Origin of the sequence: Streptomyces durocortorensis (genome assembly GCF_016901035.1) — a bacterium.
Taxonomy (GTDB): Bacteria; Actinomycetota; Actinomycetes; order Streptomycetales; family Streptomycetaceae; genus Streptomyces; species Streptomyces durocortorensis.
Genome location: NZ_JAFEUF010000103.1, coordinates 9210 through 23675, shown reverse-complemented (window position 1 = coordinate 23675; position 14466 = coordinate 9210). Strand labels below are relative to the sequence as shown.

14 protein-coding genes are annotated in these 14466 nt (G+C 70.4%); 7 read left to right on the top strand and 7 right to left on the bottom strand.

Going from position 1 to position 14466, the window contains the following annotated elements; all coding sequences use genetic code 11:
* A partial coding sequence (locus tag JS521_RS19945; protein ID WP_372448601.1) for a 1-aminocyclopropane-1-carboxylate deaminase/D-cysteine desulfhydrase occupies window positions 1-914 on the top strand: 914 nt, incomplete at its 5' end.
* Here the strand turns inward: JS521_RS19945 and JS521_RS19940 are convergent.
* Window positions 890-2491: a Na+/H+ antiporter gene (locus JS521_RS19940; protein WP_205084331.1), complete on the bottom strand. Its 1602-nt coding sequence runs from the start codon at window positions 2489-2491 to the stop codon at window positions 890-892. The two genes, JS521_RS19945 and JS521_RS19940, sit on opposite strands and share 25 nt — an antisense overlap.
* Window positions 2492-2527: 36 nt before the next feature.
* Between JS521_RS19940 and JS521_RS19935 the strand changes: the two genes are divergently transcribed.
* From JS521_RS19935 to JS521_RS19925, 3 genes are all read left to right on the top strand, one after another.
* Window positions 2528-2788 carry a UBP-type zinc finger domain-containing protein gene (locus tag JS521_RS19935; RefSeq protein ID WP_003966374.1) on the top strand — a complete coding sequence of 87 codons (261 nt, stop codon included), beginning with the start codon at window positions 2528-2530 and terminating at the stop codon, window positions 2786-2788.
* Between the two features lie 231 nt (window positions 2789-3019).
* Complete coding sequence (locus JS521_RS19930; RefSeq protein WP_003966375.1) at window positions 3020-3433, top strand: ATP-binding protein; 414 nt, start codon at window positions 3020-3022, stop codon at window positions 3431-3433.
* Between the two features lie 23 nt (window positions 3434-3456).
* Window positions 3457-4386 carry an RNA polymerase sigma factor SigF gene (locus JS521_RS19925; protein ID WP_205084330.1) on the top strand — a complete coding sequence of 310 codons (930 nt, stop codon included), beginning with the start codon at window positions 3457-3459 and terminating at the stop codon, window positions 4384-4386.
* A 30-nt stretch (window positions 4387-4416) separates the two neighbouring features.
* Here the strand turns inward: JS521_RS19925 and JS521_RS19920 are convergent, their stop codons facing one another.
* Window positions 4417-4866 carry a hypothetical protein gene (locus JS521_RS19920; protein ID WP_205084329.1) on the bottom strand — a complete coding sequence of 150 codons (450 nt, stop codon included), beginning with the start codon at window positions 4864-4866 and terminating at the stop codon, window positions 4417-4419.
* A gap of 165 nt (window positions 4867-5031) precedes the next feature.
* Between JS521_RS19920 and JS521_RS19915 the strand changes: the two genes are divergently transcribed.
* Window positions 5032-6000 (top strand): diacylglycerol/lipid kinase family protein, encoded by a 969-nt coding sequence (locus tag JS521_RS19915; protein ID WP_205084328.1) that lies wholly within the window; start codon window positions 5032-5034, stop codon window positions 5998-6000.
* A 320-nt stretch (window positions 6001-6320) separates the two neighbouring features.
* Complete coding sequence (locus JS521_RS19910; protein ID WP_003953983.1) at window positions 6321-6578, top strand: WhiB family transcriptional regulator; 258 nt, start codon at window positions 6321-6323, stop codon at window positions 6576-6578.
* 197 nt (window positions 6579-6775) lie between these two features.
* Here the strand turns inward: JS521_RS19910 and JS521_RS19905 are convergent, their stop codons facing one another.
* Both JS521_RS19905 and JS521_RS19900 read right to left on the bottom strand, forming a co-directional pair.
* Complete coding sequence (locus tag JS521_RS19905; RefSeq protein WP_205084334.1) at window positions 6776-8242, bottom strand: sensor histidine kinase; 1467 nt, start codon at window positions 8240-8242, stop codon at window positions 6776-6778.
* A 378-nt stretch (window positions 8243-8620) separates the two neighbouring features.
* Window positions 8621-9703: an SIS domain-containing protein gene (locus tag JS521_RS19900; RefSeq protein WP_205084327.1), complete on the bottom strand. Its 1083-nt coding sequence runs from the start codon at window positions 9701-9703 to the stop codon at window positions 8621-8623.
* Between the two features lie 202 nt (window positions 9704-9905).
* On the opposite strand from JS521_RS19900, the gene nagB reads away from it, so the two are divergent.
* Window positions 9906-10691, top strand: a complete 786-nt coding sequence (nagB, locus tag JS521_RS19895) for a glucosamine-6-phosphate deaminase (protein WP_205084326.1) — start codon at window positions 9906-9908, stop codon at window positions 10689-10691.
* Window positions 10692-10877: 186 nt separating this feature from the next.
* Here the strand turns inward: nagB and JS521_RS19890 are convergent, their stop codons facing one another.
* The 3 genes from JS521_RS19890 to JS521_RS19880 are packed head-to-tail and all read right to left on the bottom strand — an operon-like array spanning window position 10878 to window position 14278.
* Complete coding sequence (locus JS521_RS19890) at window positions 10878-12401, bottom strand: glycoside hydrolase family 3 protein (RefSeq protein ID WP_205084325.1); 1524 nt, start codon at window positions 12399-12401, stop codon at window positions 10878-10880.
* Window positions 12402-12410: 9 nt separating this feature from the next.
* Window positions 12411-13274 carry a carbohydrate ABC transporter permease gene (locus tag JS521_RS19885; RefSeq protein WP_205084324.1) on the bottom strand — a complete coding sequence of 288 codons (864 nt, stop codon included), beginning with the start codon at window positions 13272-13274 and terminating at the stop codon, window positions 12411-12413.
* Complete coding sequence (locus tag JS521_RS19880; RefSeq protein ID WP_205084323.1) at window positions 13271-14278, bottom strand: carbohydrate ABC transporter permease; 1008 nt, start codon at window positions 14276-14278, stop codon at window positions 13271-13273. Before JS521_RS19880 ends, JS521_RS19885 begins: the two co-directional genes overlap by 4 nt.
* Between the last annotated feature and the right edge of the window lie 188 nt (window positions 14279-14466).

The window sequence follows — 14466 nt, the reverse complement described above, 5'->3', positions numbered from 1 at the left end:
GCCTCGACGCCCTCCTGCGCCCCCGGCTCCCCTCCCCTCTGCACGAGGTCCACGACGAGCGCTTCGCGCGCCACGGGGTGCGGCTGCTCCTCAAGCGGGACGACCTGATCCACCCCGATCTGCCGGGCAACAAGTGGCGCAAACTCGCCCTCAACCTGGAGGCGGCCGCCGGGCGCACCGTGCTCACCTTCGGCGGCGCGTACTCCAACCACCTCCGGGCCACCGCTGCGGCCGGGCGGCTGCTGGGGTTTCCCACGGTCGGCGTCGTCCGCGGTGACGAGCTGGCGCACCGGCCGCTCAACCCCTCGCTCGCCCGGTGCGCGGCCGACGGCATGCGGCTGCACTTCGTGGACCGTACGACGTACCGGGCGAAGGCCTCCCCCGAGGTCCTGGAGGGACTGCTGAGCCTGTTCGGGGACGTAGAGGTCATCCCGGAGGGCGGCAGCAACGCCCTGGCCGCACAGGGCTGTACGGCGCTGGGACGCGAGTTGGCGGGAGAGGCGGATGTGGCGGCCGTGGCGTGCGGGACCGGCGGCACCCTGGCCGGTCTCGCCGCCGGGCTGACCGCCGGACAGCGGGCGCTGGGCGTTCCGGTGGTCGGCGGCGGTTTCCTGGCGCGGGAGGTGGAGCGGCTCCAGCGTGAGGCGTTCGGCTCTCCGGCCGGGAGCTGGTCGCTGGAGGAGCGCTTCGTCCTCGGCGGCTACGCCCGTACGACCCCGGCGCTCACGGCCTTCGCCGACGGTTTCGAGGACCGGCACGGTCTGCCCGTGGAGCGGGTCTACGTCGCCAAGCTGCTGTTCGCGCTGACCGCGCTGGCCGAGGAGGAGGCGTTCGCGCCGGGCACCCGGGTGGCCGCGGTGATCACCGGCGCCCCGGACCCGCCGTCCCGTCAGGATTCGTCCGTCTCCCGGTAGGCCGCCGCCTCCTCCAGGTCCAGCCGGCGCAGCAGCGTGCGCATCATCTCGTCGTCGATCCGCCGCTCGTCCCGGAGCCGCACGAAGACCGCACGCTCGGCCTCGATCATCTCCCGCGACAGCCGCCGGTAGGTGTCGTCCGCCGATTCCCCGGTGACCGGGTCGGCTGCCCCCAGGCGTTCCCAGACGGCGTTGCGGCGGCGCTCCAGCACGCTGCGCAGCCGGTCGGCCAGCGGCGGCGGCAGGCTGTTGTGCGGGTCGTCGAGCAGTTCCGCCAGCCGGGCTTCCGCCGCCTCGGACGCCTCGTTCTGGGCCTGCGCCTCGATGAGCGTGACGGTCTGCGGATCGGGGCCGGGGAGCTTCAGTACGCGGACGAGTACGGGCAGTGTGAGGCCCTGGATCACGAGCGTCCCGATGACGGTGGTGAAGGTCAGGAACAGCACCAGACTGCGGGCCGGGAACGGTTCGCCGTCGTTCATGACCAGGGGGATGGAGAACGCGACGGCGAGCGAGACCACGCCGCGCATCCCCGCCCAGCCCACGATCAGCGGCGCGGTCCAGTCCGTGCCGGGCTCGCGCTCCCGGACCCGGCGGGAGAGCCACCGGGGCAGATAGGTGGCCGGATAGACCCAGACGAAGCGCACCACGACGACGGCCAGGAAGACGATGACCGCGTAACCGATGGCCTCGGTGACGCCGAACGGGCCGAGCCCCTTCAGGACGAACGGCAACTGGAGGCCGATCAGGGCGAACACCGCGGACTCCAGGACGAACGCCACCATCTTCCAGACGGCCGCTTCCTGAAGACGGGTGGCGAAGTCGACCTGCCAGGAGCGGTGGCCCAGGTAGAGGGCGACGACGACCACGGCGAGGACACCGGAGGCGTGCACCCGTTCGGCCGCCGCGTACGCCACGAAGGGGATCAGGAGGGACAGCGTGTTCTGGAGGAGCGCTTCCTTGAGATGGGTGCGCAGCCAGTGCAACGGGACCATCAGCAGCAGCCCGACGCCGACCCCACCGACCGCCGCCAGCAGGAATTCGGCGATCCCCTCGCCCCAGCTCATGCCCTCCCCCACGGCGGCGGCGAGCGCCACCCTGAAGGCGGTGATCGCCGTGGCGTCGTTCACCAACGACTCGCCCTGGAGGATCGTGGTCACCCGGGAGGGCAGCCCGACCCGGCGGGCGATGGCGGCGGCCGTCACGGCGTCCGGCGGGGCGACGACCGCCCCCAGGACCAGCGCGGCGGTCAGCGGCAGGTCCGGGATGATCCGGTACGCGAGCCAGCCCACCGCCACGGTGGCGAAGAGGGTGTAGCCCACGGAGAGCAGGGCGACCGGCCGGATGTTGGCCCGCAGATCCAGGTAGGAGCTGTCCAGGGCCGCCGTGTGGAGCAACGGCGGCAGCAGCAGCGGAAGCACCACGTGCGCGTCCAGGTGGTACGTCGGGACGCCCGGCAGATAGCCGGCCACGAGGCCCACGGCGACCAGCACGAGCGGGGCGGGCACCGGAGTGCGGCGGGCCGCGCCGGCCACCGCCGCACTGACGGCGACCAGGGCGATCAGCGGCAGCGCGTCCATCCCACCGTCCCCTCGGTCCGTCGTAACCTGCCCATCATGAGCGAGTGTGCGCATGTAGCGGATCTGCCACGCCCCGAGCCCGTGCCGCTCGGCGAGACCTGTCCCGAGTGCCTGGAGGCCGGCACCCACCCCGTGCAGCTGCGGCTCTGCCTGACCTGCGGGCACGTCGGCTGCTGCGATTCGTCACCGCTGCGGCACGCCACCGGACACTTCCGGGCGACCGGTCACCCCGTGATGCGGAGCTTCGAGCCGGGCGAGAGCTGGCGCTGGTGCTTCGAGGACGGTTCGATCGTCTGAGGCCTGGGTACGTCAATGCGGCGCCGGTTCTTCGCAATTGGACGCCACAGACCCCTAGCCACTGTACGTACTCATGGGGTTACCATGAGTGACGGTCGAGGTGTGGGGTCCGTACGACACGGCATCATGGATCCGATAACGTCGCCGAGCCGAAGAACCGTCGACGGACCGCATGGCTCCGGGCCACCCTTCCCGGAACCTCGAAAGAGTTTGTGCACCTTGGAGGTGAGGGTGTCCCAGATCGCAGGCGAGCCCGGGAATCAGGACTTCGTAGAAGTCCGGCTGCCCGCTGCGGGTGCCTACCTGTCGGTGCTGCGAACGGCCACGGCCGGTCTCGCAGCGCGTTTGGACTTCACTCTCGACGAGATCGAGGATCTCCGCATCGCGGTCGACGAGGCCTGCGCGATCCTGCTCCAGCAGGCCGTGCCGGGATCCGTCCTCAGCTGCGTCTTCCGTCTAGTCGACGACTCCCTCGAAGTGACGGTGTCGGCGCCCACAACGGACGGCCGGGCGCCCGAGCGCGACACCTTCGCCTGGACGGTGCTCTCCGCACTGGCCGGCAAGGTCGACTCCACGGTCGCGGACGACCGTACGGTCAGCATCAGCCTCTACAAACAGCGCGGCGCGGGCCCCGGGCCGGCGTGAGCGACGGGAACGGGGACGGTCCTGTGCGGGACGAGACGATCCGATCCGGGGTGGTGCGGCCGGCAGGCATCCCGGAGCAACAGGCCCGGCCGCATCCGGTGGACGGAGCGGACGGGTCCGAGAGCATCGACGTCGCGGTGGAGCAGCAGTCGCAGGCAGAGCGGGCGGGCCAGATGAGCGAGCACGGGCACCACGATCCACACGACCGCAGCGGGGCGCGGGCCCTGTTCTTCGAGCTGCGGGAGCTGCCCGACGGTTCCACGGAGAAGGCCGAGCTGCGCAACCGGCTGGTGCGCATGCATCTGCCGCTGGTGGAGCACCTGGCCCGCCGTTTCCGCAACCGCGGGGAGCCGCTGGACGACCTGACGCAGGTCGCCACGATCGGGCTGATCAAGTCCGTGGACCGGTTCGACCCGGACCGGGGCGTGGAGTTCTCGACGTACGCCACTCCGACGGTGGTCGGCGAGATCAAGCGCCACTTCCGGGACAAGGGCTGGGCGGTGCGGGTGCCGCGCCGCCTCCAGGAGCTGCGCCTGTCGCTGACCACGGCCACCGCGGAGCTCTCCCAGCAGCACGGCCGTTCGCCCACCGTGCACGAGCTGGCCGAGCGGCTCGGCATCTCCGAGGAGGAGGTGCTGGAGGGCCTGGAGTCGGCCAACGCGTACAGCACGCTCTCGCTGGACGTGCCGGACACGGACGACGAGTCGCCGGCGGTCGCGGACACGCTGGGCTCGGAGGACGAGGCGCTGGAGGGCGTGGAGTACCGGGAGTCGCTCAAGCCGCTCCTGGAGGACCTGCCGCCGCGCGAGAAGCGCATCCTGCTGCTGCGGTTCTTCGGGAACATGACGCAGTCGCAGATCGCCCAGGAGGTCGGCATCTCGCAGATGCACGTCTCGCGGCTGCTGGCCCGCACCCTGGCCCAGCTCCGCGAGCGCCTGCTCGTCGAGGAGTGAACCGAGGTGCGCCGAGCGGGGCCGTGAGGCTCAGGCGTCGGGGGTCGTCCTCGGCCCCCGGCGGATGCCCAGATCCTGGGTGGTCGCCGGGTTCAGGATGAGCACGAGGCCGGTGACGGCGACCGCCGCCAGGGCGATTCCGGTGGGGATCAGCGCACCCTGCGAGCGCAGCAGCGTCCAGGCCACCGGCAGCGCCATGATCTGGGTGATCAGCGCGGGCCCCCGGCTCCAGCTGCGCATCAGCAGCAGTCCGCGGGCGGCGATCAGCGGGATGGCGCCGAGCGCGACCAGGGTGACCCCGACCGTCTCCGCCTGCTGCGTGCTCTCCAGCTTCCCGAGCAGTCCCATGATCAGCAGGTAGATCCCGCCGACGGCGAGGGCCACGCCTTCGAGGGCGTTGACCCCGGCGAGGACGGTGATCCTGGTCGGGCGCTCCGCGGTGGAGGGCGACGGGGTGGACGGTGTCTGCTGAGTGCTCACGCCTTTCAGGTTGGCATCCCCGGGGCCCGGAAGTGAAGCCGGGGTGTGCGGGAGCCGCACCCGTTCGGCGGCGGGCCGGGGCTTCCCGTCACGCTCCGTCACGGGCCTGAAGCGCAGCGAACCGGGACTACGGCTCCGAACCACCCGGTAGGTAGGCTGGCCGTCATGCGCGCACTCCTCGTGGTCAATCCAGCTGCTACCACCACCAGTGCCCGCACCCGTGACGTGCTCATCCACGCGCTGGCCAGCGAGATGAAGCTGGATGCGGTGACCACGGAGTACCGGGGGCACGCACGGGATCTGGGGCGGCGGGCCGCGGACAGCGACGACATCGATCTGGTGGTCGCCCTCGGCGGCGACGGCACGGTGAACGAGGTCGTGAACGGGCTGCTGCACCGGGGCCCGGACGTGGACAGCCTCCCGAAGCTCGCCGTGGTTCCCGGCGGATCCACCAATGTCTTCGCGCGCGCCCTCGGGCTGCCGAACGACGCGGTGGAGGCGACCGGCGCGATCCTGGACGCCCTGGAGAACCGGACCGAACGCACGGTTGGTCTGGGCCTGGCGGCCGGCACCCCGGGAACCGAGGACGAGTCCGTCCCCGAACGCTGGTTCACTTTCTGCGCCGGTCTCGGGTTCGACGCGGGAGTCGTCGGCCGGGTCGAACAGAAACGCGAGGGCGGCAAGCGTTCGACGCACGCCCTGTACGTACGCCAGGTGGTGCGGCAGTTCCTGAACGAGGCCCACCGCAGACACGGGACGATCACGCTCGACGTGCCCGGCCAGGACCCGGTGACCGACCTCGCACTCTCCATAATCTGCAACACCGCCCCCTGGACCTACCTGGGGAATCGTCCGGTGTACGCCTCGCCGAAGGCCTCCTTCGACACCGCGCTGGACGTCCTCGGACTGAAGCGTCTGTCCACCCCGGCGGTGGCCCTGTACGGCACCCAGCTGCTCACTTCGAGCCCCGAGAAGGGGCCGCGCGGCAAGCACGCTGTTTCACGGCATGACCTCACGGACTTCACCTTGCATTCAAAGGTCCCACTGCCCTTCCAGATGGACGGTGACCACCTGGGACTGCGTACGAGCGTGACGTTCACAGGCGTACGCCGTGCACTGCGTGTGATTGTGTGAGTGGAAGGGCCCAAAGTCCTTTAACTCGAACGTTTGGACTGGCCCCCACCCCTAAGAAGTGCGGCTGTGACCTAGTCGACACCGAGGAATCAAAAAAAACTTTCCAGAAGGGGTTGTATCCGCCGCCGAGGTTTGCGAATCTCTACATGGCGATCGGGACGGCCCGCAACACCGGCCTCCACTGAGAGCCAGAACCCCTCCTCACCATCACAGACCACACCCAGTCCATCTGGGAGTCGGCCCGTCATCTGCGGGGGGATTCGTGAAAGCGTTCACATTCACAAGCAACAAGCGTGTAATACCAAGGAGAGGTAGCAGCCATGGACTGGCGTCACAACGCCGTTTGTCGTGAGGAAGACCCTGAGCTTTTCTTCCCCATCGGCAACACCGGTCCTGCGCTGCTGCAGATCGAGGAAGCCAAGGCTGTCTGCCGCCGCTGCCCCGTCATGGAGCAGTGCCTGCAGTGGGCGCTCGAGTCCGGCCAGGACTCCGGCGTCTGGGGCGGACTCAGCGAGGACGAGCGCCGCGCGATGAAGCGCCGCGCCGCTCGCAACCGGGCGCGCAACGCAAGCGCCTGAGCGAGAACCGCACCAAGCCTCAGCCCGGCGGCGCGTACAGAGCGTACGCACAGCCCCGCCTTCGAGTCGCAGCGCGCAGTACCCCGAAGCGCATCGCAACGTGAGCATCACGGAGCGGGCCCGGACCGTTACCACGGTCCCCCCCCGCTCTGCTGTGTGCGCTCGGCGCTGCGTTCGCTCGCGCTGTGCGCGTTCGTTTACTTGAGACCCTGCACCGGGAGGTCCAGCACCACCTGGGTGCCGCGCCCGGGGGCCGGGATCATGCCGAACGTGCCGCCCAACTCCCCCTCCACCAGCGTCCGTACGATCTGGAGCCCGAGGTTGCCGGCCTGCTTCGGGTCGAATCCCTCGGGCAGGCCGCGCCCGTCGTCGGTGACGGTGATCAGCAGCCGCCCCTCGGTGGGTGATCCGCCGCGCACGGCGGAGACCTCGACCGTGCCGTGGTCGGCCAGGGTGAAGGCGTGTTCCAGGGCGTTCTGCAGCACCTCGGTCAGCACCATGGAGAGCGGGGTGGCGACCTCGGCGTCCAGGATGCCGAAGCGTCCGGTGCGCCGGCAGGTCACCTTGCCCGGAGAGATCTCCGACACCATCGCGATGACGCGGTCGGCGATCTCGTCGAACTCGACCCGCTCGTCCAGATTCTGGGAGAGCGTCTCATGGACGATGGCGATCGAACCGACGCGCCGGACCGCCTCGTTGAGGGCCTCGCGGCCCTGCTCTGAGTCCATGCGGCGGGACTGGAGGCGCAACAGGGCGGCCACCGTCTGAAGGTTGTTCTTCACCCGGTGGTGGATCTCCCGGATAGTCGCGTCCTTGGTGATCAACTCGCGCTCGCGGCGGCGCAGTTCGGTGACGTCCCGCAGGAGGACCAGGGAGCCGATGCGGACGCCCTTGGGCTTGAGCGGGATGGCCCGCAGCTGGATCACCCCGCCCGCGCACTCCACCTCGAACTCGCGGGGCGCGTAACCGCTGGCCACCTTGACCAGGGCCTCGTCCACCGGCCCCCGCGACGGGGCCAGTTCGGCGGTGGTGGTGCCGAGGTGGTGGCCGACCAGGTCGGAGGCGAGGCCGAGGCGGTGGTAGGCGGAGAGGCCGTTGGGGCTGGCGTACTGCACGATCCCGTCGGCGTCGAGCCGGATCAGGCCGTCGCCCACGCGCGGGGAGGCGTCCATGTCGACCTGCTGGCCGGGGAAGGGAAAGGACCCGGCGGCGATCATCTGGGCCAGGTCGGAGGCGGACTGGAGGTAGGTGAGCTCCAGCCGGGAAGGGGTGCGCACGGTGAGCAGGTTGGTGTTGCGGGCGATAACGCCGAGCACCCGGCCCTCACGGCGTACGGGGATGGACTCGACCCGTACGGGCACCTCCTCGCGCCACTCCGGATCGCCCTCGCGCACGATTCGGCCCTCGTCCAGGGCCGCGTCCAGCAGCGGGCGGCGGCCGCGCGGCACCAGGTGGCCGACCATGTCGTCCTGGTAGGAGGTGGGCCCGGTGTTGGGGCGCATCTGGGCGACGGAGACGTACCGCGTGCCGTCGCGGGTGGGCACCCACAGCACGAGGTCGGCGAAGGACAGGTCGGAGAGCAGCTGCCACTCCGAGACCAGCAGGTGGAGCCACTCGAGGTCGGTGTCGCTCAGAGCGGTGTGCTGGCGGACGAGGTCGTTCATGGAGGGCACGGGTGGAGCGTACCTGGGGTTACCGAAGGTGTTCGAACCACGCGGCCCGATCAGCCGTGCAGTGGGGTACAACGATGGACAGGCTCGGCGGTCGGCCCGAGAATGTGGTGCACACGGATGGACACGCGTATTGGTCTAGTCCACAATGTTCATCAAGACCTCCGCTCTCCCCGCACAGGAGAGTGGACCGAGGCACCCGGCGCTCTCTGCCCTGACCGCGCCGGTGCCTCAAGTGGCCGGAGGCACCGCACACCGCCGGCCAGGTATCTCCGGGCTGCGGTGCCGGGCGGGCTGAGGGTCCTGTCCTGGCGCCGCGGCCCGCGGGTTTTTCCGGGGCCGCGGCCTCCGGGGCGCCGTCGCCTCCGGCCCTCAGCGGGTCTCGGTGACCTTGGCCAGGGCGCGGGGCGCGTCCGGGTCCTGGCCCCGGGCGATCGTCACCTCGTACGCCAGCATCTGCAGCGGCAGGATCTCCAGGATCGGCTGCAACTCCTCCAAAACGCCCGCCGTGGGCAGCGAGAAGCCGGCCGACGCCGCCTCCACCTGCGCCTTGGGGCCGACCACGAAGAGGTCCGCGCCGCGGCCGCGCAGCCGGTCCAGGACCGGCTGGAGGGCCTCGCCGCCCCGGCCGTCGGTGACCACGGCGATCACCGGCGAGACGTTGTCGACCATCGCCAGCGGGCCGTGCAGCAGATCCGCCCCGGAGTAGGAGAGGGCGGGGATGTAGCTGGTCTCCATGAGCTTCAGGGCCGCTTCCTTGGCCGTGGGATAGCCGTAGCCGCGCGAGGTGATCACCATGCGGCCGGCGAAGCGGTAGCGGGCGGCCAGCGCCTTGACCTCGGCCCGGCGGCCCAGGACCGCGCCCGCGAGGTCGGGCAGGCCCGCGGCGGCGGCCGTGCCGTCGTTGCCGGCCAGGCCCTCCACGAAGAGGTACAGGGAGAGCAGGGAGGCGGTGTACGTCTTGGTGGCCGGGAGCGCCTTCTCCGGGCCGGCCAGGATGTCGATGTGGTACTCGGACACGGCGGCGAGCGCGGAGTCCGGGTTGTTGGTGACGGCGAGGGTGACGGCCCCGGCCTCCCGGGCGGCCCGCGTGGAGGCCACCAGGTCCGGTGAGCCGCCCGACTGGCTGACGGTGACGACCAGCACGTCCCGCAGATCGGGCTTGGCCCCGTACGCCGTCGTGGTCGACATCGAAGCGAGGCCGCAGGGCAGGCCGAGGCGGATCTCCAGCAGGTACTTGGCGTACAGGGCGGCGTTGTCCGACGTACCCCGCGCCGTGAGCAGCACGAACCGGGGCTTCCGGGCGGCGATCTCGGCCGCGACCTCCTGGATGCGGGGCGCGCCCTGTTCGAGGATGCGCCGCAGCATCGCGGGCTGCTCGGCCATCTCGCCGGACATGATGCGGCCGGGCTCGTCGCCCTGGCCGCTCCGGCCGGCCGGAGGGGTGGCGGACATGTGGGGGCCTCCCTGCGCTGTCGGCTGCGGTGTCGCCGTACCGGACAAGTCGACCAGGCAATTCCACGGGCCGCCAGCGGGCCGGGGCGGGATGGGGGCCGCGGGTGCGTGGACTCTTCTCCGTACGGCTGCCCGATTCTGCTAAATTGGAGTTTGATTGGTCTATACCACCTCCTCCCCTAGTCAGATCGGCAGGCACAGCGTGGAAGTTGTCATCGTCCCGGACGCCGCGGCAGGCGGCGAACTGATCGCGGAGGCCATCGCCGCACTGCTCGCCCGCAAGCCCGACGCCCTGCTCGGCGTTGCCACCGGCTCGACCCCGCTGCCCATCTACCGCGCGCTGGCGGCCAAGGTCGCCTCCGGGGCCGTCGACGCCTCGCGTGCCCGGATCTGCCAGCTCGACGAGTACGTCGGGCTGCCCGCGGGCCACCCGGAGTCGTACCGCTCCGTGGTGCTGCGCGAGGTCGTCGAGCCGCTCGGGCTCTCCGAGGCCTCCTTCATGGGCCCCGACGGCTCGGCCGAGGACGTCCAGGCGGCCTGCGAGGCGTACGACCGGGCGCTGGCGGAGGCGGGCGGCGTCGACCTCCAGCTGCTGGGCATCGGCACGGACGGGCACATCGGCTTCAACGAGCCGTGCTCCTCGCTCGCCTCGCGTACCCGGATCAAGACGCTGACCGAGCAGACCCGGGTGGACAACGCGCGCTTCTTCGACGACGACATCGCACAGGTGCCGCACCACGTGATCACGCAGGGCATCGGGACGATCCTGGACGCCCGGCACCCGATTCTGCTGGCCACCGGTGAGGGCAAGGCGGAGGCGGTGGCCCAGACCGTGGAGGGACCGGTCGCCTCGATCGTGCCGGCGTCCGCGCTCCAGCTGCATCCGCACGCGACGGTGGTGGTGGACGAGGCGGCGGCGTCGAAGCTGAAGCTGGCGGACTACTTCCGGGCCACGTATGCGGCGAAGCCGGGGTGGCAGGGGCTGTAGGGCTTCGCCCCTCGCCCCGTTACGGCGGAGGGCCGGGACGCTGTTGCGGTGTCCCGGCCCTCTGCCGTGCGGTGTGCGGTGCGGACATGGTGCAGCCCGTCCGGCGGGAGGCTTTGTCCTCGATCGCCGGACGGGCTTGAATTTCGCCGGCCCAGGCCTTGTCCTCAAACGCCGGACGGGCTTGATCTACGCCCTCGTCAGGGCTTCCGCTGCTGCCACTCCGCAGACCCTTGCCGCGCCGTGGGTGGCCAGGTACAGCGATCCCCTCGGGGTCGACTGGGGCAGGCCCATCTCGACCACGACCGTGTCCGGGCGGGCCGTCAGCAGGGCGTCGAGCGCCGCGCCCATCCAGGCGTGCCGGTGCTCGTCGCGAACGACGGCGACGACGCGCCGCTCCCCCGCCGCAGCCAGGATCGCGTCCGCCGGGGCAGTGGACTCCTCGGTGTAGGTGTCCGTGCCGGTGCCGGGCAGGATCCGCTCCAGCTCGGCGGCGATGCCCCACGGGGTCTCGTCGCCGACCGCGATGTTCGCCTCCGCGCCGAACGAGGCGACGTACGCCGGCTCGGTCAGCCGGTCGCCGGAGCCGGTCACCCGGACCGCGCGGCGGGCGGCGATCAGGCCGATGTCGGGGCTGACTCCGGTGCCGGGCGCGGTCCCCTCCTGCACTGCCGCGCCCGGCTCCGGGACATCCCCCCGGGCCCTCTGCGTCCAGGACGCCAGGGCTCGTACACGGGCGGCCGCGTCGGCGAGCCGCTCCTCGGTCAGTTCCCCGCTGCGCACGGCCGCGACGAGGGCGTCGCGCAGCCGCAGCACCGTCTCCTCGTCGGCCAGGCCGCCGCCCACACAGATGGCGTCGGCGCCCGCCGCGAGGGCGAGGACGGACCCGCGCTCGATGCCGTACGTACCGGCGATGGCGTCCATCTCCACGGCGTCCGTGACGATCAGGCCGTCGTAGCCCAGCTCCTGGCGCAGCAGACCGGTGAGGATCTGCGGGCTCAGGGTCGCCGGGCGGTCCGGATCGAGTGCGGGAAGCAGGATATGCGCGCTCATCACCGATTTGGAACCCGCTGCGATGGCTGCCCGGAAGGGCACCAGCTCACGGGCGTGCAAGGTGTCGAGGTCCACATCGATGCGGGGCATCGCGAGGTGCGAGTCGACCGCGGTGTCGCCGTGTCCGGGGAAGTGCTTGGTGCAGGCGGCGACGCCGGCCGCCTGGAGCCCCTCGATGTACGCGGCGGTGTGCCGGGCGGCCAGCCGGGTGTCGGCGCCGAAGGAGCGTACGCCGATGACCGGGTTGCCCGGGTTGGAGTTGACGTCGGCGGACGGCGCCCAGTTGAGGTTGACGCCGCACTCGGCGAGCCGGCGGCCGAGCTCCTGGGCGACGGCCCGGGTGAGGTGGACGTCGTCCACCGAACCGAGCGCGAAGTTGCCGGGGAACGACGAGCCGTGCGTGACCTCCAGGCGGGTCACGTCCCCGCCCTCCTCGTCGATGGCGACGAGGACGTCGTCCCGCTCGGCGCGCAGCCGTGCGGTGAGCGCGGTGAGCTGCTCGGGCGAGGTGATGTTGCGGCCGAACAGGCCCACGGAGGCGAGGCCCTCACCGACGCGGCGCAGCAGCCAGTCCGGTGCGGTGGTGCCGGTGAATCCGGGCTGGAGCACGGCGAGCGCGTCGCGCGTCACCGTGTCCGTGGTGGAGACGAGGGTGGTCATGGGCCCGCACTATCCCTTCACGGCGCCGGAAGTGAGGCCTGCGGCCATCTTCTTCTGGATGATCATGAAGAACACGACGACGGGGAGGGCGATCATGGTCGATGCGGCCATGAGGGCGCCGTAGTCCGTTCCGCGCTCGGTCGTGAACGTCATCAGCCAGACGTTCAGCGTGTACTTGGAGTTGTCGTTGATCAGGATGTACGCGAAGAGGTACTCGTTCCACGCGTTCACCAGGGCGAAGATCGACGCGGCGGCGAGCCCGGGGGCGAGCAGCGGGAAGATCACCCGGCGGAAGGCCTGGAAGCGGGTGCAGCCGTCCACCATCGCGGACTCCTCCAGCTCCACCGGGATGTTCACGACGAAGCCGCGGATCATGATGGTGGCGAAGGGCAGCGTGGAGACGAGGTAGACGACGATCAGGCCCCAGTACTCGTCGACGCCGCCCATCGCGTTGAGCTGGGCGTAGATGGGGATGAGCATCGCCGTCGGCGGCAGCATCTGGACCAGGATCATGATCAGGACCAGGGCCTTGCGGCCGAAGAACCGGAACCGGCCGATCGCCAGGGCCGCCAGCGTCGCGATGATCATGCCGCCGACCACCGCGGTGACCGCGACGATCAGGCTGGACTGGATGGCGGTGACGAAGTTCTGCTGCTCGGTGGCCCGGACGAAGTTGTCGAAGGTGATCGACGTGGGCCACAGGGTCTGGTCGTAACTGCGGATCTCGTGGTTGGGCCGCAGGGCGCTGATGATCAGCCAATAGACCGGGAAGACCATGACCACGGCGATGCCGAGGCCGATGATGTCCAGGTGGAGCCGGCTCTTCTTCCGGTCGGGCCGCAGCGCCTGTGTCGTCTGGGTCGAGCTGCTCATTCGACCTCTCCCGTCTTCATGAGCTGGCGCAGGTAGTACACGGCCACGCCGGACAGCAGCAGCACCGTGATCAGAGCGATGGCGGAGCCCTGACTGAAGGAGGTGGACTCGAACGCCTTGGAGTAGGAGTAGAGGCCGAGGGTCTCGTACTCCGGCTCGGGCTTGTTGCCGCGCAGCAGCCAGATCTGGCCGAAGACGTTGAAGTCCCAGATCACCGAGAGGGTGGCGACCATGGTGAAGACCGGCTTGATGACCGGCCAGGTGACGAACCTGTAGACGCCGAAGGCGCTGGCGCCGTCAAGGGCGGCGGCCTCCTCCAGCTCCTGTGGGACCTGGGTGAGCGCGGCGTACAGGGTGACGACGACGAACGGGATGGCGCCCCAGACGACCAGCAGCGTGATGATGCCGAAGCCCTGGATGGGGTTGAGGTACCAGTTGTGTCCGAGCCAGTCCTCGCCGGCCACCTTGGCGATCAGGGTGTTGATCAGGCCGTAGTCGGAGTCGGCCATGAAGCGGAAGATCGAGGCGGCGACCATCAGCGGCATCGACCAGGCGGCGATGAGGCAGGCGGTGAGCACCAGCCGGACCCAGGTGGAGAGCTTGCGCATGAGCAGGGCGACCAGCAGCCCGATGCCCATGGTCAGCGTCACGCAGATCGCCATGAAGACGATCGTGCGGAAGGTGACCCACCAGAACTCGGAGTCCCCGAGGATGTTCGTGAACTGCTCGAAGCCGACCCAGGGGGCCGGCTCCCCCGACCACAGCTCACGACGGCCCATGTCCTGGAAGGACATGATGACGGTCTTGCTGAGCGGGTAGATGTAGACGGCGGCGATCGCCACGATCGCCGGGAGGATCAGGAGGTAGGGGAGGAGTTCACCCTTCTTCCGCTTCCTCTTCTGTACCCGGGGCGCATCGTCGTCGTGGGACGACTTCCCGATCGCCTGCGGGTCGGGTGGTACGGGCACCGGCGGCCCGACGGCCTTGGTATCAGCGGCAGACACGTGGCTGACCTTCCATCGCGGGTCCGGGGCGGGCCCCGGAATTCACGGCGTTCTCTTGCGGGAAAGGCGCGGGGGGGGGGGCCCCCGGGGGGGGCCCCCCCCCCGGGGGGGGGCCGGGGGGATTTGGTTTTTTTTAAGAGGGGTGTCTAATATGAGGGCGCGATTTTGGGGGAGTGACGCGCCGGGGC

What these genes read in the sequence shown, in the direction of transcription:
- JS521_RS19915 (WP_205084328.1), top strand. Translation starts at nt 5,032, where the DNA reads ATGCGCGCACTCCTCGTGGTCAATCCAGCTGCTACCACCACCAGTGCC.
- JS521_RS19935 (WP_003966374.1), top strand. Translation starts at nt 2,528, where the DNA reads ATGAGCGAGTGTGCGCATGTAGCGGATCTGCCACGCCCCGAGCCCGTG.
- JS521_RS19910 (WP_003953983.1), top strand. Translation starts at nt 6,321, where the DNA reads ATGGACTGGCGTCACAACGCCGTTTGTCGTGAGGAAGACCCTGAGCTT.
- JS521_RS19900 (WP_205084327.1), bottom strand. Translation starts at nt 9,703, where the DNA reads ATGTCCGCCACCCCTCCGGCCGGCCGGAGCGGCCAGGGCGACGAGCCC.
- JS521_RS19940 (WP_205084331.1), bottom strand. Translation starts at nt 2,491, where the DNA reads ATGGACGCGCTGCCGCTGATCGCCCTGGTCGCCGTCAGTGCGGCGGTG.
- JS521_RS19890 (WP_205084325.1), bottom strand. Translation starts at nt 12,401, where the DNA reads ATGACCACCCTCGTCTCCACCACGGACACGGTGACGCGCGACGCGCTC.
- JS521_RS19905 (WP_205084334.1), bottom strand. Translation starts at nt 8,242, where the DNA reads ATGAACGACCTCGTCCGCCAGCACACCGCTCTGAGCGACACCGACCTC.
- JS521_RS19885 (WP_205084324.1), bottom strand. Translation starts at nt 13,274, where the DNA reads ATGAGCAGCTCGACCCAGACGACACAGGCGCTGCGGCCCGACCGGAAG.